Consider the following 24,295-nt stretch of genomic DNA (forward strand, 5'->3'; position numbering starts at 1 on the left):
TAATATAAGGAATAATCTATCCCCTCTACAAGAAAACTTATCTACATAGGCATAAAAACATCGGAGTGCCTATCAATTCTGTAATCAGTGCCAGTGATTATAAAATCAGTGCCAGCAATTATATAATCACAACCACTGATTATAAAGTCACTGACACCGATTACAGAATTGGCAGGCACTTAAGAAAGAATTATTCGGGACAAAAACGGTTTTTTCTCTCCATAGAAATAAAGAATTGTTACTGCTGGATTTGGTGCGGTTGCCCTATTATACAGACAGAATATAATTCGTACCTTTGCCGGCATGAGAACATTCAGACCGGAGGCATGGCTGCCTACTACAAAGAAAGAAGTTGAAGCCCGCGGATGGGACTATATAGATGTGATACTTTTCAGCGGAGATGCGTATGTGGATCATCCGTCATTCGGGGCTGCCGTCATCGGACGGACACTCGAAGCGATGGGATTGCGCGTAGCAATCGTCCCGCAACCGGACTGGCGCGGTGATTACCGGGATTTTAAGAAGTTGGGGGCTCCCCGCCTGTTCTTCGGTGTTTCTGCCGGAGCGATGGATTCGATGATCAATCACTATACGGCCAACAAACGCCTGCGTAGCGACGATGCTTATACACCGGACCGCCGTGCCGGTATGCGCCCGGACTATCCCAGCATTGTTTATACGAAAATATTGAAGGAAATCTATCCGGATGTCCCTGTCGTATTGGGAGGCATAGAGGCTTCCCTGCGTCGCGTCACGCATTACGATTACTGGCAGGACAAACTGCTTCCCGGAATCCTGAAAGACAGCCCGGCGGATTTGTTGATATATGGCATGGGGGAACTTCCCCTGAAAGAATTGGTCTGCCGGTTGCAAGCGGGAACTCCCTTCCATGAGATCAAGGATATACGGCAAACGGCCTATTTAGCGGACGCGGTAGAGCCGCTACCGGACGACATCCATCTCTTTTCCCATGAAGAATGCCTGCGCGACAAGCTAAAACAGGCCAAGAACTTCAAACACATAGAAGAAGAATCCAACAAGCAACAAGCTTCCCGTATCCTGCAAAGGGTAGGTAAACAGACGATAGTCGTCAATCCGCCTTTCCCGCCTATGACGGAAGAGGAGATCGACGCATCATTCGACCTGCCCTACACCCGCCTGCCCCATCCTAAATATAAGGGGAAGACGATACCGGCTTTCGAGATGATCAAGTTCTCGGTAAACATCCACCGCGGATGCTTCGGAGGTTGTGCTTTCTGTACGATTTCGGCCCATCAGGGAAAGTTCATCGCTTCACGTAGTAAAGAGTCCATATTGAAAGAGGTAAAGGAGATTACCCGGATGCCGGACTTCAAAGGATATCTGAGCGACCTCGGCGGTCCTTCGGCCAATATGTACCGGATGAAAGGGAAGAATCCGGATATCTGCGCCCAGTGCAAGAAGCCATCTTGCATCTCTCCTGTCGTCTGCAAGAACCTGAATGCGGACCATACGCCGCTGTTAGATCTATACAAAGAAGTGGACTGTATGCCGGAAATCAAACGTTCGTTTATCGGTAGCGGTGTCCGTTACGACCTGCTTTTGCACCGGTATGCGGACGACAATCTGAACAAGGCAGCCCAGACCTATATGGAGGAATTAATCGCCCGCCACGTTTCCGGCCGTCTCAAAGTCGCCCCCGAACATACGGAGGACAATGTCTTGAAGATGATGCGCAAACCTTCCTTCGAGCTTTTCGGACAATTCAAAAAGATATTCGACCGGGTAAACAAACAACAAGGATTGAACCAGCAACTGATCCCTTATTTCATATCCAGCCATCCCGGTTGTACGGAGGCGGATATGGCAAACTTGGCTATCCAGACCAAGAAACTGCATTTCCAGCTCGAACAGGTGCAGGATTTCACGCCTACTCCCATGACTCTGGCAACGGAGATGTACTACACAGGCTATCATCCTTATACATTGGAAAAGGTGTATACGGCCCGTACGAAAGAACAAAAACTGGCACAACGGCAGTTCTTCTTCTGGTATAAGCCGGAATTCCGCCGCCAGATCACACAAGCATTACAAAAGATAGGAAAGAAAGACCTGGTCGGAAAGTTGTTCGGAAAGTAATCATCGAATCATACAACATATCATAATCAAATCACCATGAAACATGTTTGCACAAACTGCCCGATGCGGGCAAAGTATGACAAAGATCCGAAATCGTTAATCGGTAGGTTCTGGCGTTGGCACATCAATTTCTGTCCGGGGTGGAAAGCCTATTTTACCTCTTTGGGCAAAGAGGAACAAAAGGGTTTGCGTGACCAATACAAATTCACGAAATACCTTTAGCAGAAGTCCTGTAACCTATAGCTTGAAAAACAATTGTCTTCAGTTACAAATACATCTGCTTTTGACTTCAAAGACAGTCGTATTTGTAACTGAAGACGGTTGTTTTATTCCTTTACTGCAATCACTTCTATTTCTACCAAGCCGTTCTTCGGCAATGTCTTGACTGCAACAGCGGAACGAGCCGGGAAAGTTCCTTCGAACTGAGAGGCATAGACTTCGTTCATAGCTGCGAAATCGCTCATATCAGCCAGGAATACGGTTGTCTTCACGACATCGTTGATGCTAAGGCCGGCTTCTGCCAGGATTGCATGGACATTCTTGAATGCCTGCACGGTCTGTTCTTTCACTCCCCCTTCTGCGAAATTGCCTGTTGCCGGATCAAGGCCCAACTGGCCGGAAGCAAACAGCATATTTCCTACTTGTACGGCCTGGCTATACGGGCCGATAGCGGCAGGCGCATTTTTTGTTGCGATAACTTTCTTCATTGTCTCTTTATTTTATAATGTTATTGTGCTTGTTCATTCATCCGCTGGCGAACCACTTCATAGATCAGGATGGAAGAGGCAACCGAAACGTTCAGCGAACCGATCGTGCCGAACTGCGGGATCTTCACCATGCTGTCGCAGATGCGTAGATTATCCATCGAAACACCCGTATCTTCGGCCCCCATTACAATGGCCACAGGTCCGTCATATTTGATGGCCGTATAATTTTCATAGGCCTTTTCACTGGCTGCATAGACTTTTACGCCGGACGCCTGTAAGAAACGGATGGCCTCCGTAATACTCTTTTCCTTGCAGACAGGCAGTACATGGAGGGCACCGGCCGAGGTCTTGATCGCATCGGCATTCACCGTTACGCTGCCCTTTGATGGTATTACGATCGCATCCACACCGGCACATTCGCAGGTACGGGCAATCGCTCCGAAGTTACGGACATCCGTGACCCCATCCAATAATACAATAAACGGATTCTTTCCCTGTTCATACACAAACGGAATAATATCTTCCAGACGCTGGTACGTGATAGCCGGGATAAAGGCGATTACCCCCTGATGGTTCTTACGTGTCAAACGGTCGAGACGTTCGGCAGGTACACGCTGTACAGGTATGTCGCGTCCTTTCAGAACTTCGAACAGTTCACGGGACAGGTCTCCCTGCATTTCGCGTTTCACCAATATTTTATCAATCTCTTTATCGGCTTGGATTGCCTCGATCACGGCACGGATGCCGAACACCATTTCGTTTTCTTTCATTATTCTATATCTTTTCCGTTTTTACCACCGGGCTATTCGACTATTCCCGGCTTTATGTGGACAAAGATACAAAGATTTACGCTTATATATATACCTTTGTGTAGCATTCAAAAACAAACAAAGGTATGCTGCCTGGCCTGCTTTATTTTAGCTATCGCCTTTCAGCTCAGGCGGGACGATGAACAGGCCCGGATCAGGAATAGGATGCCGGTAATAATCAGGGCAGACGAAAGTCCGGTGTAAAAGACCGAAATAAAGGAGTTGGGAAGCAATTGGAAATGGCGGATCGTAACGCCGAAAGTAATCATAAAGATCATCACGATCCAGCCTTTGACATCGAAAAACGAAAAAGGACAGTTCTTTTCCCCCTTCTGTGAAATCCGTTCGGAATGTTTCACAAACAAACGGCGAAAGACAAACTGAAAGAATAGCAGGAAAACAACAATTGCCTCTCCGACTTTAAACAGCCAGTAATGGGCATCGTTCAACCAGGTGACGATGCCGATCCTTAAGATATTGATGCCTGCTATTATCCAAACGCACCCGGCTATTAAAAGCAGGGTACGCCGGTTTACTCTAAATCCCATTGTCAGATACTTTTCTCTATGCTCCGCCTGTTACTCGTACGTTGGCGACCATTCGTACGATCCTTATCAGAGCGTTTATCTTCTTTCTTGTCTTTATCGTAATGCTTGTCTTTAGTCCGATCCGGACGTTTCTTGTCATATTTGTCCTTATCGTGCTTATCCCTATTCGGTTTATCCCTGTGATTATCGAAGTCGGGACGGCCTCCCTGGTGGTTCGGACGATCGTATTTGTCGGGTTTCCACTGTCCGTTGTCATGGTGAGGACGGCCATTGTTATGATTCGGCTGAGGGCGATCATACTTGTTCGGCCGCCACTGCCCGTTATCATGACCGGGACGGTCGTACTTGCCGGGATACCATTTGCCATCATCGAAACGGTCGAACCATCTATTGTTCGTATACTCCCACCGGCAATGCCAGTAATGATCTTCATAACGATGGCAAGAGCTGGACGGACGATAGTTCGGATAATGCGGATTATTATACCAACCTCTCCAATCATGGATGCGTGTCGGCGTTTCACGGACAAAACGCACATATAAACGGAATTGGGATGGTGAAAGGATACGTTGTAATTTCCGGTCCCGCTCCATACGCAACTTATATATCTTTCGGGCAGATTGGTCCCAATAGCGATAATGCCTGCGAGCTTCACGCTCGATCTTCTCCCCGTAACGATGAATGATCTTATGATACTCGGCAGCCTGACGGTTCGTCATACGGATTGCCTGTTCCATCCAAAGGCAGTTCTGGCAATGGGGTTCATTCCATCCGAAACTGATCCAAAATTGTGCATGTCCCTGCAAGCTGCAGAAAAGGACCACCATTAATATAATACTCACTCTCTTCATATCACTCAATTTTTAATTAGCAATTACACAATGTTGCTATTATGACCATACAGCGATAAAAAGGTTTAATTTTTCGCCTTCAACAGCTCTTTCGCATTTGCAATAGAAGCATTAGTCAACGATGCGCCACTCAGCATACGTGCGATCTCTTTCACGCGCTCTTCCTTATTCATTTTCCTGATACGGGTAACAGTGCGTTCATCCGTATCTTCCTTATAAACAAAATAATGGTCTTTTCCTTTTGCGGCAATCTGGGGAAGATGGGTGATGGCAAAAACCTGCATCTTTGTACCTAATTCCTGCATAATATCCCCCATTTTATCGGCGATATCCCCGGAAACACCAGTATCCACTTCATCGAAAATGATAGCTGGCAATGCCGTAAATCCGGCAATCATAGCCTTAATACATAACATCAGACGGGAAATTTCACCTCCGGATGCCGTCTGAGCGACAGGTTGCAGTTCCGCACTCTTATTGGCAGAAAACATAAAGCAGATTTCGTCCATTCCATCGCTTTCCGGCTCCTGTTTGGGGACAAAATCGATCGAGAAACGCGTGTTCGGCATCCCCAACGGAACGACCATTTCCACCAGTTGGGAGGCAATCGCTTTTGAGGCGATCTTACGCTGCTCGCTCAATACAGCAGCCTGTTGAAGCAATTCCTGATGAGAGACCTCCAACTGCTTCTTCAACGATTCGATCTGTTCGTCAAAAGAATCGATCTCCTTTAGCTGTTCGGCGTATTTAACCTGCAACTCGATCAATTCTTCCACTTTGGAAACCCGGTGTTTCTGCTCCAGGGTGTATAACGTATCAAGACGTTCGTTCACCCAATCCAGTCGTTCGGGATTAAACTCTATGTCCTCCTTCAGCACTTCCGTTTCAGAAGACAAATCGTTCATATCGATATAGGCAGAACGCAGGCGTTCCGCTATTTCCTTCGCTTTGGGATAATAACGCTCCAAACTCTCTGCAGTGGAAAGGGCTTCTTTTATCAGCTGGACGGCTCCCTGTTCTTCCCCATCTAACAGCTGGGTAATCTTATAAAGAGAACCTTTTATCTCTTCGGCATGGGAAAGGGTTTCCAACTCCTGTTCCAGTTCTTCCTGTTCACCGGCTATCAGAGCGGCATCCGTCAGTTGTTCCAACTGAAAACGTACGTAATCTTCCTCCTGTTTAGTCTGGAAAGCCTTTTCAGTCAGCTCTTTCAGTTCTTTTTTCAAAAACAAATAACGGCTGTATTCCTTCCGGTAAAGGATCAACAGGATATCGTTTTCAGCCATTACATCGATTACTTTCAACTGAAACCGGTTATCCCCCAACAAAAGATTCTGGTGTTGCGAATGGATGTCGATCAGGCGGCTCCCCAATTCCTTCACTACGGAAAGCGGAACAGGCGAATCGTTTACAAAAGCGCGGGATTTCCCCGATGCAAACAACTCGCGACGAAGAATACAAATCTCCGCATCATATTCCAGGTCATTTGTGAGAAAGAATTCTTCCAGTTTATACCGGGAGACATCGAAGACTGCTTCTATCACACATTTATCAGAACCGTTCTTAATGCTCTTTCCATCTGCACGCTGTCCGAGGACTAAGGAAAGGGCACCCAATATAATAGACTTTCCTGCCCCCGTCTCACCGGTTATCACAGAAAAACCTTTATCGAACTTAATATCCAGGCTGTCTATCAGGACAAAGTTCCGTATGAATAAAGATTTCAGCATAGTTATTCCAGATTACTTTTTAAGCGATTCCATACGTGTCGTGAGGGCAGGATACAGATTGGACAACATTTTATAGCCTTCCTGCTTCTCCGGCGTAGTAGCTTTCGAATAAATCAAAACGACTTCATCCAGTTTGGAGTCGGCGAACATCTGTAGCAACGGAGATGTCGGCCGAGAACTTTTAATCTGCTCTAAAACCGGAAGCAAACCGATTATGGTCGTACGTCCGCGATCCGGATTAGCGGCCATTTCATCGAGGCCCTTACGATGATAGTTATACCACATATCCCGGAACAATTCCGAAGTATTGTCCGTCAGAGCCGTTGCCAAAGCGTGGCGGTTACGGTCGTTTTCAAATGCTTTCCAACCGGTCCATGATGTCTGTGCTTGCGCCAAACTGACAATCTGCATGGCCTGCTGAAAGAAAGCAGCGCCCCCTTTCGGGGAAAAACTGTCGAAATCCAGTCCGAGGATCGTATAAATATAGTAAACAACAGTTGCGATCAAGTTACTGTTCAACGTATTTTCCGTATATTCCAACGGTTCAAACTCGGTATAGTCGAAAGAAAGTTCCGTGTCACGATAATTCATCAAGGTTGTGGTATAACTGGAATTATAAACCGGACGACGGGCTTGTACCTGTATTTCGCCCTTAAAGCTATTATCGGAAACTATTTCACTTATAATAATAGTCATGGTACAGTCGATACGTTCGTTCATGGCGAAAGTGGCGTCCGTCCATTTTTTGTTATTAACAAACTCCGTCAATGCAGTTTGCAGAGTGGTAAAGACCTGCTTATTGGTAGCCTGTACCTTATCACTGTTAATGGTGATACGGGCATTCAACTCCTGCGCTTCTCCCCAAAAAGGAGCAGCGCCCAATAAACATATATATAACAATCTCTTTATCATCTTCATTTTAATAACGTTGCCAATTTATTTATAATATCAACGGCTACTCCTTGTTTGCTTTTTAAAGGATAAGCTGTCGCCTCTCCTTCCTTGTCGATGATCGTAATTTTATTTGTATCACAACGAAATCCTGCACCTGCATCCCGTAAAGAGTTCAACACGATGAAATCGAGGTTTTTCCGCTTCAACTTTCCTTCCGCATGAGCCGTTTCATCATTTGTTTCCAACGCGAAACCGACCAAGATCTGTCCTTCCCGCTTGATTGCTCCGAGCGAGGCGGCGATATCTTTGTTCGGAACGAGAAGAAGCGTCATTTCCCCTTTTGTTTCCCGTTTGATCTTTTCGGTTGCCTGCACATCCGGACGATAATCCGCAACTGCCGCACAAAGAATCCCGGCATCAGCCTCCGGGAAAGCCTCCATGGCAGCATGGTACATCTCTTCGGCAGACTCGACATCGATCCTCTTTATATTCGGATGAACCGTTTTTAAAGACACCGGACCTGCTATCAATGTAACTTCTGCACCTTGGCCGGCACAGGCCTCCGCCAATGCGAACCCCATCTTTCCGGAAGAATAGTTACCTATAAAACGAACGGGATCTATCTTTTCATATGTCGGACCGGCAGTTATTACAATCTTTTTTTTTTCAAGCTGAATTTGGGAAGCGAAAAAATCTTCCAGTACCGCCACGATCTTATCCGGTTCTTCCATCCGTCCCTTACCTACCAGATGGCTGGCAAGCTCCCCTTCGGCAGGTTCGATAATACGATTCCCGAATGAACGGAGCCGGTCTAAGTTCTGCTGTGTGGAAGGATGCGCGAACATATCCAAATCCATCGCCGGGGCAACGAACACCGGAGCTTTGCAAGACAGATATGTCGTGATAAGCATATTGTCGGCAATGCCGTTTGCCATCTTTCCGATCGTCGAAGCCGTAGCCGGCGCAATCAGCATGGCATCCGCCCAAAGGCCGAGATCGACATGGCTATTCCACGTGCCGTCACGATTCGAGAAAAACTCGCTGATCACCGGATGGCTGCTCAACGTGGATAATGTAAGCGGCGTAATAAATTCTTTTCCCGCAGGGGTAATCACAACCTGGACCTCCGCCCCTTTCTTCACGAGGGCACGGATGATATAAGCAGCTTTATAGGCCGCTATGCTCCCGGTAATCCCCAATATGATATGTTTACCTTTCAAATTGTTCTCCATAACCCAATTGTGTACATCTCCGGACGAAACCGGAATTTCATAAGCATAAAACGATTGTTCCATAGGCATGAAACTTTAATTCCATAGGCATGGAACTTTTGTTTCACAGGCATGGAACTTTTTGCCTGCCGGCACAGGAATGCGATTACAAACGCAACGTCATTATCTCGCGCGCCACACGGCTGTCGATATTATGATGTTCGCCCAATTTCCAACCCTGTTTATCTACAGGGGCAGCAAGGGCATCCAAATCTTTTTCCGTAATGCCGCATTCACCGAGGCGCGTTTTCAGCCCCATCCGACGGAAGAAATCTTCACAGGCAGCAATTGTTTTACGTGCTTTTTCCTCTTCCGTTCCATCGGTAATGCCAAAAACGACTTCACCCATACGAGCCAGCTTGGCCTGCTTCTCCTTAAACATATACGTCATGACACCCGGCAAGAGAATAGCCAGTGTTTGTGCATGATCCAGTCCGAACTGCGCCGTCAGCGAATAGCCCATACGGTGTGACGACCAGTCCTGGGGAACCCCTTGACCGATCCAGACATTCAACGCATTGGTGGCCGCCCACATCAGGTTGGCACGGATATCGTAGTCATTCGGATGATCCAGGACTTTCAGCCCCTCTTCATGGATGACACGCATCAATCCCTCCGAAAAGGCATCCTGCACCTTCGCATTGACCGGATATGTCAGATATTGTTCCACTACATGAATAAAAGAATCGACCACCCCGTTTGCGACCTGGCGTGCGGGGAGCGAATAGGTCACTTCCGGATCCAGCACAGAAAACTTCGGAAATACCAACGGGCTGGCGAAATTCAGTTTCTCACAGGTCGATACGCGGGAGATCACCGAACGCTCGTTCATCTCCGAACCGGTAGCAGCCAATGTAAGTACCGTACCCAAAGGCAGAGCACTCTTTACCTGCCCGCCTTTCGAAAGGATATCCCACGGATCACCTTCAAAACCGACCGATACCGCTATAAACTTTGTCGCATCGATCACCGAACCACCACCTACGGCCAACAGAAAATCGATATTCTTCTCTTTGACGATCTCCACGGCCTTCATACAGGTTTCGTAATGCGGATTTGCTTCGATACCCGGAAATTCAGTCACTTCAAAATCTTTCAGCGCCTTTGTCACCTGGTCGTAGATACCGTTTTTCTTTATGCTTCCGCCACCATACACCATCAGCACTTTACTTCCTTCCGGAATCAAAGCGGACAGACGGGCAATGGAACCTTTGCCGAAAACAACCTTTACAGGATTACTAAACTCAAAATTATTCATGGTTCTTATTTCGAATTAAAACCTCTCAATTTTATCTCAGTCAGTATTTTCTTAGTGTTCAGAGGGAAGTCGCCATTCATAATCCAGGAATAATAACCGGGATCGTTCTTCAGCACCTCCTCTACCAGACGCCCTTTATATTTGCCGAAGTTGATCACTTCTTCCCCTTTATCGTTATACACCATACGGCCGGCAAAGTCCACATTATTCGTATAGCTTGAATATTGGGAAAGGAAATTGATATCATTCTGCAAGTCCGGATAACGGTCCAATTGCGCTTTCAGCACTTCATAAGTCGCCATCGTATCGGCCTCCGCCGTATGGGCATTTTCAAGGCTCTTATCGCAGTAGAACTTATAAGCGGCCGAAAGCGTACGCTGTTCCATCTTATGGAAAATGGTCTGTACGTCTACAAACTTGCGTTTATTCAAATCGATATCGACACCTGCACGCAGAAACTCTTCTGCCAGCAAAGGGATATCAAAGCGGTTGGAGTTATATCCTGCCAGATCACACCCCTCTATCTGGGTTGCCAGCGATTTGGCTATTTCTTTAAAAGTAGGACAGTCTTTTACATCTTCGTCGGTGATGCCGTGTATTGCGGTCGATTCCGGTGGAATGGGCATTTCCGGATTGATCCGTCTCGTTTTAGATTCCTCTTTCCCATTCGGGAAAACTTTGACAAAAGAGATTTCTACGATACGGTCTTTTACAATATTAATACCCGTAGTCTCCAGATCGAAGAAGACTAACGGGTTTTTCAGGTTTAACTGCATTTTTTATATTTTAATCATTCAACATCATAGGCATCAACAGCATCAGCAGATCTTCGTTCTCTTCGTTTTCAGAAGGAACGATCAGACCGGCACGCGAAGGATCAGCCAGTTCGAGTATCACCTCTTCCGAGTTGATGTTGCTCAGTATTTCAATCAGATAAGTGGCTTTGAAACCGATGCTTAATTCGGTTCCGTCAAAGCTGCAAACAATCTTTTCTTCTGCGGAAGTAGAGAAATCGATATCCTGTGCGGAAACAAGCATTTCGCTCTCCTTCAGTTGCAACTTCACAAGGCTGCTCGCCGGATTGGAGAAAACGGAAACGCGCTTCAAGGCATTCAGGAAAGAGATACGGTCGATTGCCACCTTGAAAGGATTTTCCTGCGGGATCACGCTGTTGTAATTCGGGTAACGGCCTTCGATCAGGCGGCAAACCATTTCGAAATTAGAACAGTTCACATAGGCGTTGTTATCATCGAACTTGATGCTAACCATCTCCCCTTCCTTTGATAAAAGGCCTTTGAGCAGGTTAGCCGGTTTCTTCGGCAGAATGAAAGAAGCTCTTTCCGGTGATTTCACCGAAAGATTGCGCAGGCGCACCAGCTTATGTCCGTCGGAAGCGACGAAAGTCAGATCGTCCGTATGAATATCGAAATAGATACCGTTCATGACCGGGCGAAGTTCATCGTCTGCCGTTGCAAAGAGGGAACGGCTGATACCGTTCAGTAACATTTGTGCGTCCATCATGATGGAGATTGCATTCTCATTCAGCGGTTTTTGCTGCGGATACGTATCTCCCTTCTGTCCGATAAAATTATATTTACCATTCTGGAAATGGATAAAGATTTCCAGGTTATCGTCATTAATATCAAAAGTCAGCGGTTGTTCGGGCAGCTCTTTCAACGGATCGAGTAAGATTTTTGCTGAGACGGCGAAAAGCCCGCTTCCCTGTGCATTCATCACGTCAACGGATGTAACCAGACGTGTTTCAGCATCCGAAGCTGTTATAGTGAGTTTATTACCTTCCAGGTTGAAAAGGAAACTGTCCAGGATAGGTAATGAATTCTTAGAAGCAATAACTTTGCTAATAGATTGCAAACGTGATAACAGCGCTGTGCTGGATACATCAAATCTCATGGTTCTTAATTATTTATTTGTTTCTATTTATTATTTACCAATGTGTGTAGGTCCGACTCACGAACAGTCCTCAACCGGACAGCCGCAGATTAGCCCACACAAAATTATGAAAATATTCCATATAACCACCCGAATGGAGACAAAAAAAGAGGCCCTTCCCTCTATGGGGAAGAACCTCTCTTTGTATCTTGATATTACGCTCTGTTATTTAGCGAAATAATCTTTAACAGCTTCGTTAGGAATCATTTCTTCCTGGAAGATGTAAGCACCGGTCTTCGGGGACTTAACCATCTTGATTACTTTAGAATAGGTACGACCGTCACCTTTCTTAAATGTTGCAACCGCTTTTTTTGCCATTGTTTAATCTCCTCTTACTTAATTTCTTTGTGTAACGTCATCTTCTTCAGGATAGGATTGTACTTCATCAGCTCCAATCTCTGAGTTGTATTCTTTCTGTTCTTTGTAGTAATATATCGAGAAGTACCCGGCATACCACTTTCTTTGTGCTCAGTGCATTCAAGAATTACCTGAACTCTGTTACCTTTTGCTTTCTTTGCCATTTCTTATTTCCTCCTCAAATTAAGCGTTTAAATAACCTTTTTCAGCAGCTTTCTTAATTGCTGCATCCAAACCAAGTTTATTGATAGTACGCAAGCCAGCGGCTGAAATATTCAGGCTAACCCAACAATCCTGTTCTACCCAGTAGAACTTTTTAGTAAACAGGTTCACATCAAACTTACGTTTCGTTCTTCTCTTAGAGTGAGAAACGTTGTTGCCAACCATTGCTTTCTTTCCGGTAATTTGACAAATTTTAGACATCGCTAATCTTTCTTTTTAATATTACGAAATTTAAGTCAACTCCTGCTATCTGTCTTCCCTTTTTGAACTGCATCTTGAACAAAAACAAAGATTCTAATAGAGTTTCTCTTCTTTTACGGGGCACAAAGGTACAAATTATTTTCATTCACACACAAGAAATCAGCAAATAAATCAGCACTTTCTGCTATTTTTCCTTAATTTATTCTGTATGAGAGCATCAAGTCCCGCTGCGGCATAGATTGTTATCGCAAACAAATAAGGATAATGATAGCGGGAAGTAATCACGAATAAAACCGTTACAACCGTGCCTAAAGCAGGAATCAGGAGATAGATATTCCGTTCCCGGAACAGGTCACGCCGGTTCTTCCACACGTAGTAAAGGAATAATAAAAGTACCGCGTAATAGACAACACTTTTCAACGCCAGAGAAGCTATTAACTCTATTAATTTCAAATCATTACCTTTCACATTTGAAAGTACTACTCTAAATCCCATATCCGGCTTTACACGCTCTGTCCAGGTATCTTCACTATATAAGGCGACCAGCTTGAGAGGTATTTGGGAAATATATTCAAACGGGTGTTCCGATATCCAGCGGATCGACGCACGCTTTAACAGGCTGTCCCGCTCCATATAGGTATAGTCTCCGGGAGGAAGGCAAATATAGTTATCCGGATCACTGAAGCCATTAAAATTGACTAAACCGTTTGCTTCATCAAAAGAACTCATTGCCAGGTTATACCCTCCCGATACTGCCTGGTACACAAAATGGCCCGTTCTCGCTTTTGCACTTTGACCTATTAGGAAAACCGTCAACACAAGAGGTATAAACAACGCTACATAACTCCGCCAACCTCTTTTTTGGACGATGAAATGGACAATTATGGCAAATAAAAAGACGACCGCCAATGGACGGAACCAATTTGCCAAGCCAATAATCACACCTGCAAAAAGAATCGGAAACAATCTACGGCTGGTACACAAAAGCAACGCTGTCAGCAGCAGGAATGTAAAGGGCAAATCGGTCAGCATTGCAATCGGGATATACAGGTTCGAATAGACCAACATATATAAGATTGAAGCGTAATACCCGATTCTATCATTAAAAAGCCGGCGGGCAAGCAACAGTATCTCAAATACCATTGCCATATTCAGTAATAAATTCAGCAAACGGATGTATGAAAAAGATCCGAAAAGCGTTTGAATGCCAATAAGCAAATTAACATATCCGGGACCGAAAATAAAAAGATCATACTGGTTATGAGGGGCAGGATACCAAGTTCCTGTCTCAATACATTCGGTTGCATATTTAGCATAAAAACGGGCATCGTCGTGGTTAGGCATATCCCAGTATTTTACTACTAAGCAGACCTGCAGGATCACCCATATGGCAAACACGATCCAAAAAACGGCCGGCAATTTTTTTCCAATCATTCCTTAACTCTTTTTGGGTGACAAAGATACAGCCTTTTCACCGGTAATCCTTCCGTGATAGATTAATTCTATCGGTTTATTTGAGAAACAACAGGAGGTATTCGCAACAAAATCAAACTCCTGATGGTTTTATTTTCAAAGAAACACAAAATAAAAACGTATTGATTATGGCACGAGATTTTAAAGAAGCATTGAGACATCGCAGAACTTATTATCACATCACGAACAGTTCCCCGATATCAGACGAACAGATCAAAGAAATAATAGACTTCGCAGTTATGAACGTCCCTTCAGCCTTTAATTCACAATCCACCCGTATCGTATTGCTACTGGGCAAGAATCATGAAAGACTTTGGGAAATCACGAAAGAGACATTGAAGAGACTTGTTTCAGCGGAAGTTTTCAAAGGGACGGAGGCTAAAATAGACGGAAGCCTGGCAGCCGGCTATGGGACGATCCTGTTCTTTGAAGACAAAGCGGTAGTCGAACAATTGCAAGACTCCTTCCCTACTTATTACGACAAATTCCCGGTTTGGGCACAACAAACATCCGCCATGCACCAACTGGCTATCTGGACAATGTTGGAAGATGCCGGTTTAGGTGCTTCCCTCCAACATTATAATCCGTTAATTGACGAAACGGTATGTGCAGAATGGAAACTCGACCCGAAATGGGAACTGGTAGCACAGATGCCTTTCGGAACACCGACGGAAGAACCCGGACCGAAAGAGATCAAACCGTTGGACAAAAGAGTCCTGGTTTTCAAATAAAAAACGAAAAGCCGTTTTAAGCACCGATATCACTATTTACAATCGAGAAAAGAGAAAATTGCTCCATTACCAAAATGTCACTACGACCCCATGTAAATCGGATTAGTAGTGCATATAAATAGAATTAGTAGTAAGGGTAATATTTTTTAACGTTTCTATTTGAAAGCGACAATCCCCTTTTACTGTCGAAATGATAAAATAGCTTCTTTCTCTTTTTTGCGTACTTGCCGAAGACGCCGAAGAATGTCAAACTAAATAAAGCACAAACATGAATTACGATATTGCAATTATAGGAGGAGGGCCGGCGGGCTATACCGCCGCCGAACGGGCAGCCGAAGGAGGCCTGAAGACCGTCCTCTTCGAAAAGAACGCCATCGGAGGCGTCTGCCTGAACGAAGGTTGTATTCCCACAAAAACGTTATTATACTCCGCCAAAATACTGGACAGTTTCAAAACATCCTCCAAATATGGCATTTCATCGGAAGGGACGCCGTCTTTCGATATGGACAAGATCATCGGGCGCAAGAACCGGACGGTCAAAAAACTGACGTCCGGTGTAAAGATGCGCCTCACTTCAAGTGGGATCACGATCGTCGAAGGGACAGCCGTGTTGAACGGGGAAACGGACGGAATGATCCGCATACAGTGCGGAAACGACCTTTTCACCGTCAAAAACTTACTTCTCTGCACCGGTTCCGAAACAGTAATCCCGCCTATCAAGGGACTCTCGGAAACGGAATACTGGACTTCGCGGGAAGCGCTCGACAGTAAAGAACTCCCCAAAGAACTTGCCATCATTGGCGGCGGCGTTATCGGGATCGAGTTCGCCTCCTTCTTCACCAGCATGGGAGTAAAAGTGAAGGTAATCGAGATGATGCCGGAAATACTCGGTGCGATGGACAAAGAGGCGTCCGCCATGCTCCGGAGCGAATACGCCAAGAAAGGGGTGGAATTTCATCTGAACACAAAAGTGATCGAAGTCAACCCGAAAGAGGTCATTGTCGAGAAAAACGGCAAGACGAATGCGATTCCGGCCGACAGAATCTTAGTCAGCGTAGGTCGCCGGGCAATCACCCAAGAACTGGGCCTGGAAAGCCTTTCCATCGAGACGGACCGCCGGGGAGTCCGGGTGAACGAATATATGCAGACCTCCCATCCGCACGTTTATGCAGCCGGCGATATCACAGGATTTTCGCAACTGGCCCATACGGCTTACCGGGAAGGTGAGGTTGCCGTCAACCATATACTGGGACATGAAGACCGGATGGACTACAGTGCCATTCCTGCCGTCGTCTACACCAACCCGGAAGTAGCCGGTGTCGGCAAAACGGAAGAAGAGTTGAAGGCAAACGGTGAATATTACAACCTTGTGAAGATACCGATGACCTATTCCGGACGCTTTGTCGCCGAAAACGAAACCGGCAACGGGCTCTGCAAGCTCCTGACGAACGTGAACGGCCAGATCATCGGTTGCCACCTGTTGGGAAATCCGGCATCGGAGATCATCGTCATTGCCGGTATCGCCGTCGAACATGGTTATACGGTCGATGAATTCAAGAAAACCGTATTCCCCCATCCGACTGTCGGAGAGGTGATACACGAAAGCCTGTACCTCTGATGATGCTTTATATCGACAATCCATACACCGATGCCTGGTTCAATCTGGCAGCCGAAGAGTATCTGCTCAAGAACTTTTCGGACAACATCTTCATGTTGTGGCAAAACGAACCGTCCGTCATCATCGGCAAGCATCAGAATGTATGGGACGAGATAAACCGGAACTATATACAGGAGAAGCATATCAAAGTCGTACGCCGTTATTCAGGTGGCGGAGCCGTCTATCACGATTCGGGCAACCTGAATGTGACTTTTATACAAAGCAACAAGGAACTTACGTCCGGCACATTCACTGCCCGGCTGATCGCTTTCCTTGCCACATTCGGCATCCGGGCAAAGGCAGACGAACGGCAGGCACTCACGATCGACGGGCTGAAAATATCGGGCAGCGCACAATCCATCCACAAAAGCAGGATCTTGCATCACGCCACCCTCTTATTCTCAACCGACCTGTATCGCCTGGCGACCGCCCTCAAAAGCACAGGACGGAGGCCGGAGAGCAATGAGATGAAGCCCGCTCCTTTTTATGTCAAATCCGTAAGAAGCCCGGTCACCAATATTTGTACCTATACCCGCAAAGCGGTATCTATCGGAGAATTCAGAGATGCACTTCTGAACTATTTTACAGAAAACAAGACGGTTCCCCGTCCCTATTCATTCACTGAAGACGATTTGAACGCCATCCGGTCCCTGCGTGACAACAAATATGCAACGCCGGCCTGGAACTTCAATATCAGAACATAAAATACACATTTAAACTATGTCGACATTTGAAATAAAAATGCCCAAACTGGGCGAAAGCATCACGGAAGGGACGATTGTCTCCTGGTCCGTCAAAGTAGGCGATGCTGTTCAGGAGGACGATGTCCTTTTTGAAGTGAGTACCGCCAAAGTCAGTGCGGAAATCCCCTCTCCCGTAGCCGGGAAGGTTCTCGAACTGCTGTTTGCCGAAGGCGATACGATAGCCGTCGGCACGACCGTCGCCCTGATCCAGTTGGAAGGCGAAGAAGGAGAAACTCAGGAAAGCTCCGCTTCCGCAGCAGCCAAAAGCGACGAAAGCACCACGGTCCGGTCCACCCCGGCAGAACCCGCCCAGCCGGTCAAATCATCCAAAGAAGAAGACGGAAGGTGGTATTCGCCCATCGTGTTGCAACTGGCACAGGAAGCCAAAATATCGCAGGCCGAACTGGATGCCATTCCGGGAACCGGCTACGAAGGGCGGCTCAGCAAAAAAGATATCAAAGATTATATCACGGCAAAGAAAAGCGGTATCGCCCCACAAAGTGAAACCGAAAACTTGCATCAACGGTCGATGCAGTCCACCATCTCCGGCGGATGCAACGCACCATCTACTGCAGATGGCGCCCACCATCTCCGGTCGATGCCGCCCACCATCGACGATCGACGCAACCCGGCAGCTATTACCGAAGACGAAACAGTCGAAATGGATCGCGTAGCCCGCATCATATCCGACCACATGGTGATGTCGAAAAAAGTGTCTCCTCACGTCACGACCGTTGTCGAAGCCGACGTTACCCGCCTCGTGAAATGGCGTAGCCGCGTAAAAGATGCATTCTTCAAGCGCGAAGGCGTGGCACTCACTTTCATGCCTGCCATAGCAGAAGCTACGGCAAAAGCGCTGGCTGAATTCCCATATGTGAACGCATCGGTTGACGGCTATAAAGTCATTCTGAAAAAGCATATCAACCTGGGTATCGCCGTGTCGCTGCCGGACGGCAACCTGATCGTGCCGGTTATCCATGACGCGGACAAACTGAATCTGAACGGCCTTGCCGGCAGTATCGACAGCCTTGCAGCCAAAGCACGCAGTAACAAGCTGATGCCGGACGACATTCAAGGCGGAACCTTCACGATCACCAACTTCGGCTCGTTCAAAAGCCTGTTCGGGACCCCGATCATCAACCAGCCCCAGGTCGCAATCTTAGGCGTCGGCTTCATCGAAAAGAAACCGGCCGTAGTGGAAACACCCGAAGGAGATACGATTGCAATACGACACAAGATGTATCTATCCCTGTCGTACGACCATCGGATCATCAACGGTGCTCTCGGCGGAGAGTTCCTGCGGCGGGTTGCGGACTACCTTGAGAATTGGGATAAATAATGATTTATCTGTGCGCAATAAAATAATGGTGTCCCGTAGGGGCGGGGTTCTACTCCGCCCAATGAAAATAACCTCCGTCTTGCCCGGATCCAATGGGCAGAGCAGAGCCCTGCCCCTACAAGCGACAACCATGTCATCCATCTTCCGCACCGGTAAATCTGCATTTATCACCAAACAATTAATACAATATAAAATAATCAAGTATGAAACGATACGATATAAAAACGACCGATACCGAGACACTTCGCAAATGGTACTACCTGATGAGTCTCGGCAGGGCGCTCGATGAAAAGGCGCCTTCTTACCTGCTCCAGTCCTTAGGATGGTCCTATCATGCCCCTTATGCGGGACATGACGGCATCCAGCTTGCCATCGGACAGGTATTCCACCGGGGAGAGGATTACCTCTTTCCCTATTACCGCGATATGCTGACGGTCCTCTCTGCCGGAATGACGGCGGAAGAAGTTATCCTAAACGGCATCTCGAAAGCGACCGACCCGTCCAGCGGCGGCCGGCACATGTCCAACCACTTCGCTAAACCGGAGTGGCATATCGAAAACATATCCTCGGCAACCGGGACACACGACCTGCATGCCGTAGGTGTCGCCCGCGCAATGGTTTATTACGACCATACAGGTGTTGCGATCACTTCACACGGTGAATCCGCCACTTCCGAAGGCTACGTCTACGAAGCCATCAACGGGGCGAGTAACGAACAGCTCCCCGTTATCTTCGTCCTGCAGGATAACGGCTACGGCATCTCCGTCCCCAAAAAGGACCAGACGGCCAACCGCAAGGTGGCCGACAATTTCTCCGGCTTCAAGAACCTACGCATCATCCACTGCAACGGAAAAGACGTTTTCGACTCGATGAACGCCATGACCGAAGCCCGCGAACATGCGATCAATACGCATAATCCGGTGATCGTCCATGCAAACTGCGTACGCATCGGTTCCCATTCGAACTCCGACAAGCAGACTTTGTATCGCGATGAAAACGAACTTGCCTACGTGAAAGCAGCCGACCCGCTGCAAAAATTCCGTCGTATGCTGCTCCGTTACAACCGCCTGACCGAAGATGAGCTGAAGCAGATAGAAGCACAGGCGAAAAAAGACCTGAGCGCAGCCAACCGAAAAGCGATGGCGGCTCCCGAACCCGACCCTGCAACGATCTTTGACTATGTCCTGCCCGAACCTTACCAGCCGCAGAAATATACAGACGGCACACACAAAGAAGAAAATGGCGAAAAGAAAACACTGGTAACCGCAATCAACGAAACACTAAAAGCAGAATTCCGCCATAACCCGAATACATTCCTGTGGGGACAGGACGTAGCAAACAAAGATAAAGGCGGCGTGTTCAACGTCACCAAAGGTATGCAGCAGGAGTTCGGACCGAAACGTATCTTCAATGCTCCCATCGCCGAAGATTACATTGTGGGCACGGCCAACGGCATGTGCCGCTTCGACCCGAAAATACACGTCGTGGTGGAAGGAGCCGAGTTTGCCGATTACTTCTGGCCGGCCATCGAGCAGTATGTCGAATGTACCCACGAATACTGGCGAAGCAACGGACAGTTCACCCCGAACCTGACGCTCCGCCTGGCATCGGGCGGCTATATCGGCGGCGGGCTCTACCATTCACAAACGATCGAAGGTGCGCTGACCTCCATTCCGGGGGCCCGCATCGTCTATCCTTCTTTTGCCGACGATGCGGCAGGGTTGTTGCGTACCAGCATACGTTCGAAAGGCTTCACCGTCTTTCTCGAACCGAAGGCACAGTATAACTCGGTCGAAGCAGCCAGCTTCGTGCCGGAAGACTTCGAGGTTCCTTTCGGGAAAGCCCGCATCCGCCGGCCGGGTAGCGACCTGAGTGTGATCACGTATGGCAACACGACGCATTTCTGCCTGACCGTTGCCGAAAAGCTGAAGAAAGAACATAACTGGGACGTTGAAGTCATCGACATCCGCTCGCTGATCCCGCTCGATACGGAAACGATCTTCGCCTCCGTGAAAAAGACCAGCAAGGTGCTGATCGTGCATGAAGACAAAGTGTTCTCCGGTTTCGGTGCTGAAATAGCCGGAATCATCGGGACGGAGATGTTCCGCTATCTGGACGCACCGATCCAGCGTGTCGGTTCCACCTTTACCCCTGTCGGTTTCCATCCGGTCCTCGAAAAGGCGATCCTGCCCGGAGAAGAACGGATCTACAACGCAGCAAAAGCATTATTGGAATATTAATGAAAGAGACGGAGCAATCCGTCTCTTATAAACAACATACAGAATGAAAAAAATAGGTTTATTCTATGGTGGCACAACCGCAAAAACAGCCGTAGTCGCCTTGAAAATACAAGAAGCATTCGCTGAAAACGAAGTCGTCCTGATCCCAATCGAAGGAGCGACACGCAAAGAATTCGAATCGTTCGAAAACATCATTGCCGGAACTTCCACCTGGTTCGACGGAGAACTGCCGACCTACTGGGACGAGTTTCTGCCGGAAATAGAGTCTATCGACATGACGGGCAAGAAAGTCGCCATCTTCGGCCTCGGCGACCAGGAACGCTATCCCGACAATTTTGTCGATGGAATCGGCATCCTGGCGGAAGCCTTCGTCAGGAGCAACGCAGAACTGGTCGGCTTCATGCCCGTCAACGACTACCATTTCACCCAGTCACAAGCCGTTAAGGGTGATCATTTCCTGGGGCTTGCCCTCGATGTCGAGAACCAGTCCGAACAAACGGAAGAACGTATACTGAAATGGGTGGCGGAACTGAAAAAGGAGTTTCAATAATATTTGCATTTGTTTCTGTTCTTGGCAGTTTCGAGTTATAAATTATCATTTATGATTCAAATCTGCCAAAAGGCGAGGGCGGGATATTCATGCTGTGTTGTGGGCAGAGCATAGCCCTGCCCCTACAGAAGGACAATCATTTTGCATAACCCTGACATCCATGTTTCATATCCGTAAATCATCATTTAAAAGGTTCACCTTTTCTTAAATCAATATCTATTTATTTTTGTAACAACGATGCGACGCGTATATTTGCAGGCGCAAACAAATACAAAATATGACTGCAAATAACAAAACGTACCGCTATCATTTCCTGGCAATCCTTACCGTTATCATTTGGGGTACGACTTTCGTTTCCACGAAGGTTCTGATCGGTAACGGGCTGACTCCGGTCGAAATTCTCCTCTATCGCTTTTCGTTGGCATATATCGGAATCTGGTTTTTCTGCCCGCGCAAGCTATTGGCTAAATCATGGAAAGACGAACTCCTCTTTCTCGGAGCCGGACTTTGCGGCGGTTCGCTCTACTTCGTTTCCGAGAATACGGCATTGGGGATCACGCTTGCCTCCAATGTCTCGCTGATAATCTGCACGGCCCCTATCCTGACCGCCTTTCTCTCCCGCCTCTTCCATAAGGGCGAAAGGCTGAAAAACCATTTGATCTATGGTTCGCTGATGGCGCTGCTCGGAGTGGGCCTCGTCGTGTTCAACGGGAGTTTTATCTTACAGATCAATCCGCTCGGAGACATCTTGACCCTGTTTGCCGCTCTCATGTGGGCATTCTACGGTCTGATCTTAAGACGCCTCGGAAGCCGGTATCCGACGCTCTTCATTACCCGCAAAGTTTTCTTCTACGGGATTGTGACTCTGATTCCCGTCCTGGTCATTTCTCCCATTCATCCGCAGATTGCCGTACTGATACAACCGGCTGTTATCTGCAATCTGTTATTTCTGGGGGTTATTGCTTCATTGCTCTGCTACATCATGTGGAATACGGCTGTGAAAGAGTTGGGCGTCGTCCGTACGACAAATTATATTTATGTAGTTCCGCTCGTAACTCTTCTTACTTCCGCCCTTGTCATTGACGAAACGATAACGGTTATAGCATTATTCGGTTCCGCTTTCATCCTGTCGGGGGTATATATTGCGGAAAAGGGAATTACATTCCGAAAGAAGTAAAAATAAGCGCCATAGGTTTCGAAACACTATTCTCTATCATTATCAGACTAAAGTCCGCTCACTAATAGATATAATTGAGGCACGGATTTCACGGAAAACACGAAAAAAAATAAACTCATCCGTGTAAATCAGTGAAATCCGTGCCTAAAAAGATTGTGATAAAGGCGTTTTCCGATTATTGCAAGCGACGAATACCCACCGCCTTATTATACTGAGCGAGGGATGCTTTCTGCTGATACCAGGTCTGGATCAAGCTACTATAAGACTGAATCCAGGAAAGCTGGGCGGAAAGCACGTCGAGGATCGGAAGTTTTCCCTCGTTATAGCTGAACGTATTCAGGTCGAGGTTTTCTTCGGCGATCTTGCAGGCCTCTTCGGCAACATTGATCTGCTTCGTGTTTTCCGTCAGACTGGTCCAGGAATTAGCAACCTCCTGGGAGATCTGGTCACGTGCATAATCCATCGCATATTCCTTACTCCGCAGGATTGCTTTCTGGGAATTTACCTCTTTGAAACGGGCGCCCCAACGGAACAAAGGTATCTTGAGGGATGCGAATACGGCAGGTGTCCAAAGCTGGTCGGAACCTTTCACGTTCAGCATCGGTGTGCCCCAGGTTCCCTGGAAACCGATTGCCAGTGTCGGATTATATTTAGCTTTTGACAGGTTGATCTGCCTCTTCTGGTATTCGATATTCAGCTTGGAGATCGTGAAGTCCGGCCGGTTCTGCAAAGCGGCCTCTTCCCCTATGTGCATAGGCAACGGCTGGACCATCGTGATAGCATCTGCAATCTCTACCGGCGTCATAGGAGGAACACCCATCAGCACGTTCAGGTTCTGCAAGGCGATCTGATAGTCTTTGTACGCAGCGCTTTTATTCAATTCCGCTTCTTTCAAACGCGACTGCACCTGCAGGAGGTCTGTCTTACTGATCTGCCCGTCATTAAAACGGGTAGTCAGCACGTTTGCCAATTCCTGCACGATATCGACATACTGGCACATGACATCGTACATACCTTTGCGGGCAGCTGCCGACCAGTAGTTCAGGTCGGCGGCATACACGATGTTATCCGTCGTCAGGTCTTCCGCCTCGGAAGCGATCTGTCCCTGAATCTGGGCAGCCTTGTAGCTGTTATAGATCTGTCCGCCGGCATAAACAGGCTGACTTACGGTAGCTCCCAAACTATAAGTATTGTGATCCATTTCGACAGACATACCCGGACCGAAGTCCAGGTCGTACTTATTGATACGGTACTGATAGCTGCCGGAGAAATCGACAGCCGGGAAGAAAGCGGTCTTGGCCGCCTTGATAGCATGTTGCATGGCAATACGCTCTTCCGCACTCTGTTTGATCTGGCGGCTATATTCAAGCACTTTCTGCTTGTAGTCTGCAGCCGTTACGGGCTTTTCCTGTGCTCCCACAGATAAAGCCCCCAACAGCATACAACCGATAATTATTTGAGTTCTCATA

Annotated in this window: 23 protein-coding genes and 1 pseudogene; 9 read left to right on the plus strand and 15 right to left on the minus strand. The window is 47.3% G+C overall.

The annotated features are described in order from the left end of the window. Window positions 1-303: 303 nt before the first annotated feature. Window positions 304-2,118 (plus strand): YgiQ family radical SAM protein, encoded by a 1,815-nt coding sequence (locus tag ACPYIV_RS06570; protein WP_300761970.1) that lies wholly within the window; start codon window positions 304-306, stop codon window positions 2,116-2,118. A 326-nt stretch (window positions 2,119-2,444) separates the two neighbouring features. Here ACPYIV_RS06570 and ACPYIV_RS06575 read toward each other — a convergent pair whose 3' ends face one another. The 14 genes from ACPYIV_RS06575 to ACPYIV_RS06640 form a co-directional block, all read right to left on the minus strand. Next, window positions 2,445-2,825, minus strand: coding sequence for a RidA family protein (locus ACPYIV_RS06575; RefSeq protein ID WP_293733815.1), 381 nt, complete (start codon window positions 2,823-2,825; stop codon window positions 2,445-2,447). A 20-nt stretch (window positions 2,826-2,845) separates the two neighbouring features. Beyond that, on the minus strand, window positions 2,846-3,595 hold the full coding sequence (rlmB, locus tag ACPYIV_RS06580) for a 23S rRNA (guanosine(2251)-2'-O)-methyltransferase RlmB (protein ID WP_293733816.1): 750 nt from the start codon (window positions 3,593-3,595) through the stop codon (window positions 2,846-2,848). 161 nt (window positions 3,596-3,756) lie between these two features. Beyond that, a complete protein-coding gene (locus tag ACPYIV_RS06585; RefSeq protein ID WP_425886182.1) occupies window positions 3,757-4,182 on the minus strand; it encodes a hypothetical protein in 426 nt (141 codons plus the stop codon). 2 nt (window positions 4,183-4,184) lie between these two features. Beyond that, a complete protein-coding gene (locus ACPYIV_RS06590) occupies window positions 4,185-5,033 on the minus strand; it encodes a hypothetical protein (RefSeq protein ID WP_293733818.1) in 849 nt (282 codons plus the stop codon). A 65-nt stretch (window positions 5,034-5,098) separates the two neighbouring features. Then, complete coding sequence (gene recN / locus ACPYIV_RS06595; RefSeq protein WP_293733819.1) at window positions 5,099-6,763, minus strand: DNA repair protein RecN; 1,665 nt, start codon at window positions 6,761-6,763, stop codon at window positions 5,099-5,101. A gap of 12 nt (window positions 6,764-6,775) precedes the next feature. Beyond that, window positions 6,776-7,681, minus strand: a complete 906-nt coding sequence (locus ACPYIV_RS06600; protein WP_293733820.1) for a DUF4835 family protein — start codon at window positions 7,679-7,681, stop codon at window positions 6,776-6,778. Further along, window positions 7,678-8,889, minus strand: a complete 1,212-nt coding sequence (gene coaBC, locus ACPYIV_RS06605) for a bifunctional phosphopantothenoylcysteine decarboxylase/phosphopantothenate--cysteine ligase CoaBC (RefSeq protein WP_293733834.1) — start codon at window positions 8,887-8,889, stop codon at window positions 7,678-7,680. Before coaBC ends, ACPYIV_RS06600 begins: the two co-directional genes overlap by 4 nt. Before the next feature lie 145 nt (window positions 8,890-9,034). Then, entirely contained in the window at window positions 9,035-10,186 is a 1,152-nt protein-coding gene (locus ACPYIV_RS06610; RefSeq protein WP_425886183.1) for an iron-containing alcohol dehydrogenase, read from the minus strand. Between the two features lie 5 nt (window positions 10,187-10,191). Then, the gene (locus ACPYIV_RS06615) at window positions 10,192-10,962 is read right to left on the minus strand and encodes a 3'-5' exonuclease (RefSeq protein WP_293740331.1); all 771 of its coding nucleotides are present in this window, start codon (window positions 10,960-10,962) and stop codon (window positions 10,192-10,194) included. A gap of 10 nt (window positions 10,963-10,972) precedes the next feature. Continuing rightward, on the minus strand, window positions 10,973-12,097 hold the full coding sequence (gene dnaN, locus ACPYIV_RS06620; RefSeq protein WP_293733822.1) for a DNA polymerase III subunit beta: 1,125 nt from the start codon (window positions 12,095-12,097) through the stop codon (window positions 10,973-10,975). Window positions 12,098-12,301: 204 nt separating this feature from the next. Further along, window positions 12,302-12,454, minus strand: a complete 153-nt coding sequence (locus ACPYIV_RS06625) for a DUF4295 domain-containing protein (RefSeq protein WP_005638125.1) — start codon at window positions 12,452-12,454, stop codon at window positions 12,302-12,304. Window positions 12,455-12,468: 14 nt separating this feature from the next. Further along, window positions 12,469-12,657, minus strand: coding sequence for a 50S ribosomal protein L33 (gene rpmG, locus ACPYIV_RS06630; RefSeq protein WP_005642977.1), 189 nt, complete (start codon window positions 12,655-12,657; stop codon window positions 12,469-12,471). 19 nt (window positions 12,658-12,676) lie between these two features. After that, window positions 12,677-12,916: a 50S ribosomal protein L28 gene (gene rpmB, locus ACPYIV_RS06635; RefSeq protein WP_005638129.1), complete on the minus strand. Its 240-nt coding sequence runs from the start codon at window positions 12,914-12,916 to the stop codon at window positions 12,677-12,679. A 171-nt stretch (window positions 12,917-13,087) separates the two neighbouring features. Further along, window positions 13,088-14,350 carry a glycosyltransferase family 39 protein gene (locus ACPYIV_RS06640; protein ID WP_425886184.1) on the minus strand — a complete coding sequence of 421 codons (1,263 nt, stop codon included), beginning with the start codon at window positions 14,348-14,350 and terminating at the stop codon, window positions 13,088-13,090. Between the two features lie 167 nt (window positions 14,351-14,517). Here ACPYIV_RS06640 and ACPYIV_RS06645 point away from each other — a divergent pair, with 167 nt between their 5' ends. From ACPYIV_RS06645 to ACPYIV_RS06680, 8 genes and pseudogenes are all read left to right on the plus strand, one after another. Next, entirely contained in the window at window positions 14,518-15,120 is a 603-nt protein-coding gene (locus ACPYIV_RS06645) for a nitroreductase family protein (RefSeq protein WP_293733824.1), read from the plus strand. 268 nt (window positions 15,121-15,388) lie between these two features. Continuing rightward, on the plus strand, window positions 15,389-16,738 hold the full coding sequence (lpdA, locus tag ACPYIV_RS06650) for a dihydrolipoyl dehydrogenase (protein WP_425886185.1): 1,350 nt from the start codon (window positions 15,389-15,391) through the stop codon (window positions 16,736-16,738). A gap of 2 nt (window positions 16,739-16,740) precedes the next feature. Then, window positions 16,741-17,481 (plus strand): lipoate--protein ligase family protein, encoded by a 741-nt coding sequence (locus ACPYIV_RS06655; protein ID WP_293733835.1) that lies wholly within the window; start codon window positions 16,741-16,743, stop codon window positions 17,479-17,481. Between the two features lie 16 nt (window positions 17,482-17,497). Beyond that, window positions 17,498-17,999, plus strand: a pseudogene (locus ACPYIV_RS06660) (biotin/lipoyl-containing protein); the annotation flags it as partial. Beyond that, complete coding sequence (locus tag ACPYIV_RS06665; protein WP_425886503.1) at window positions 17,975-18,859, plus strand: dihydrolipoamide acetyltransferase family protein; 885 nt, start codon at window positions 17,975-17,977, stop codon at window positions 18,857-18,859. The pseudogene ACPYIV_RS06660 and the gene ACPYIV_RS06665, both read left to right, overlap by 25 nt. A gap of 203 nt (window positions 18,860-19,062) precedes the next feature. After that, a complete protein-coding gene (locus tag ACPYIV_RS06670) occupies window positions 19,063-21,099 on the plus strand; it encodes an alpha-ketoacid dehydrogenase subunit alpha/beta (RefSeq protein ID WP_293733827.1) in 2,037 nt (678 codons plus the stop codon). Window positions 21,100-21,142: 43 nt separating this feature from the next. Next, entirely contained in the window at window positions 21,143-21,649 is a 507-nt protein-coding gene (locus ACPYIV_RS06675) for a flavodoxin (RefSeq protein WP_293733828.1), read from the plus strand. A 277-nt stretch (window positions 21,650-21,926) separates the two neighbouring features. Then, window positions 21,927-22,826: a DMT family transporter gene (locus tag ACPYIV_RS06680; protein ID WP_425886186.1), complete on the plus strand. Its 900-nt coding sequence runs from the start codon at window positions 21,927-21,929 to the stop codon at window positions 22,824-22,826. Window positions 22,827-23,001: 175 nt separating this feature from the next. Here ACPYIV_RS06680 and ACPYIV_RS06685 read toward each other — a convergent pair whose 3' ends face one another. After that, window positions 23,002-24,294: a TolC family protein gene (locus ACPYIV_RS06685; protein ID WP_293733830.1), complete on the minus strand. Its 1,293-nt coding sequence runs from the start codon at window positions 24,292-24,294 to the stop codon at window positions 23,002-23,004. Between the last annotated feature and the right edge of the window lies 1 nt (window position 24,295).

It is taken from the genome of Parabacteroides vesiculifaciens, assembly GCF_049860805.1.
Lineage (GTDB): Bacteria > Bacteroidota > Bacteroidia > Bacteroidales > Tannerellaceae > Parabacteroides.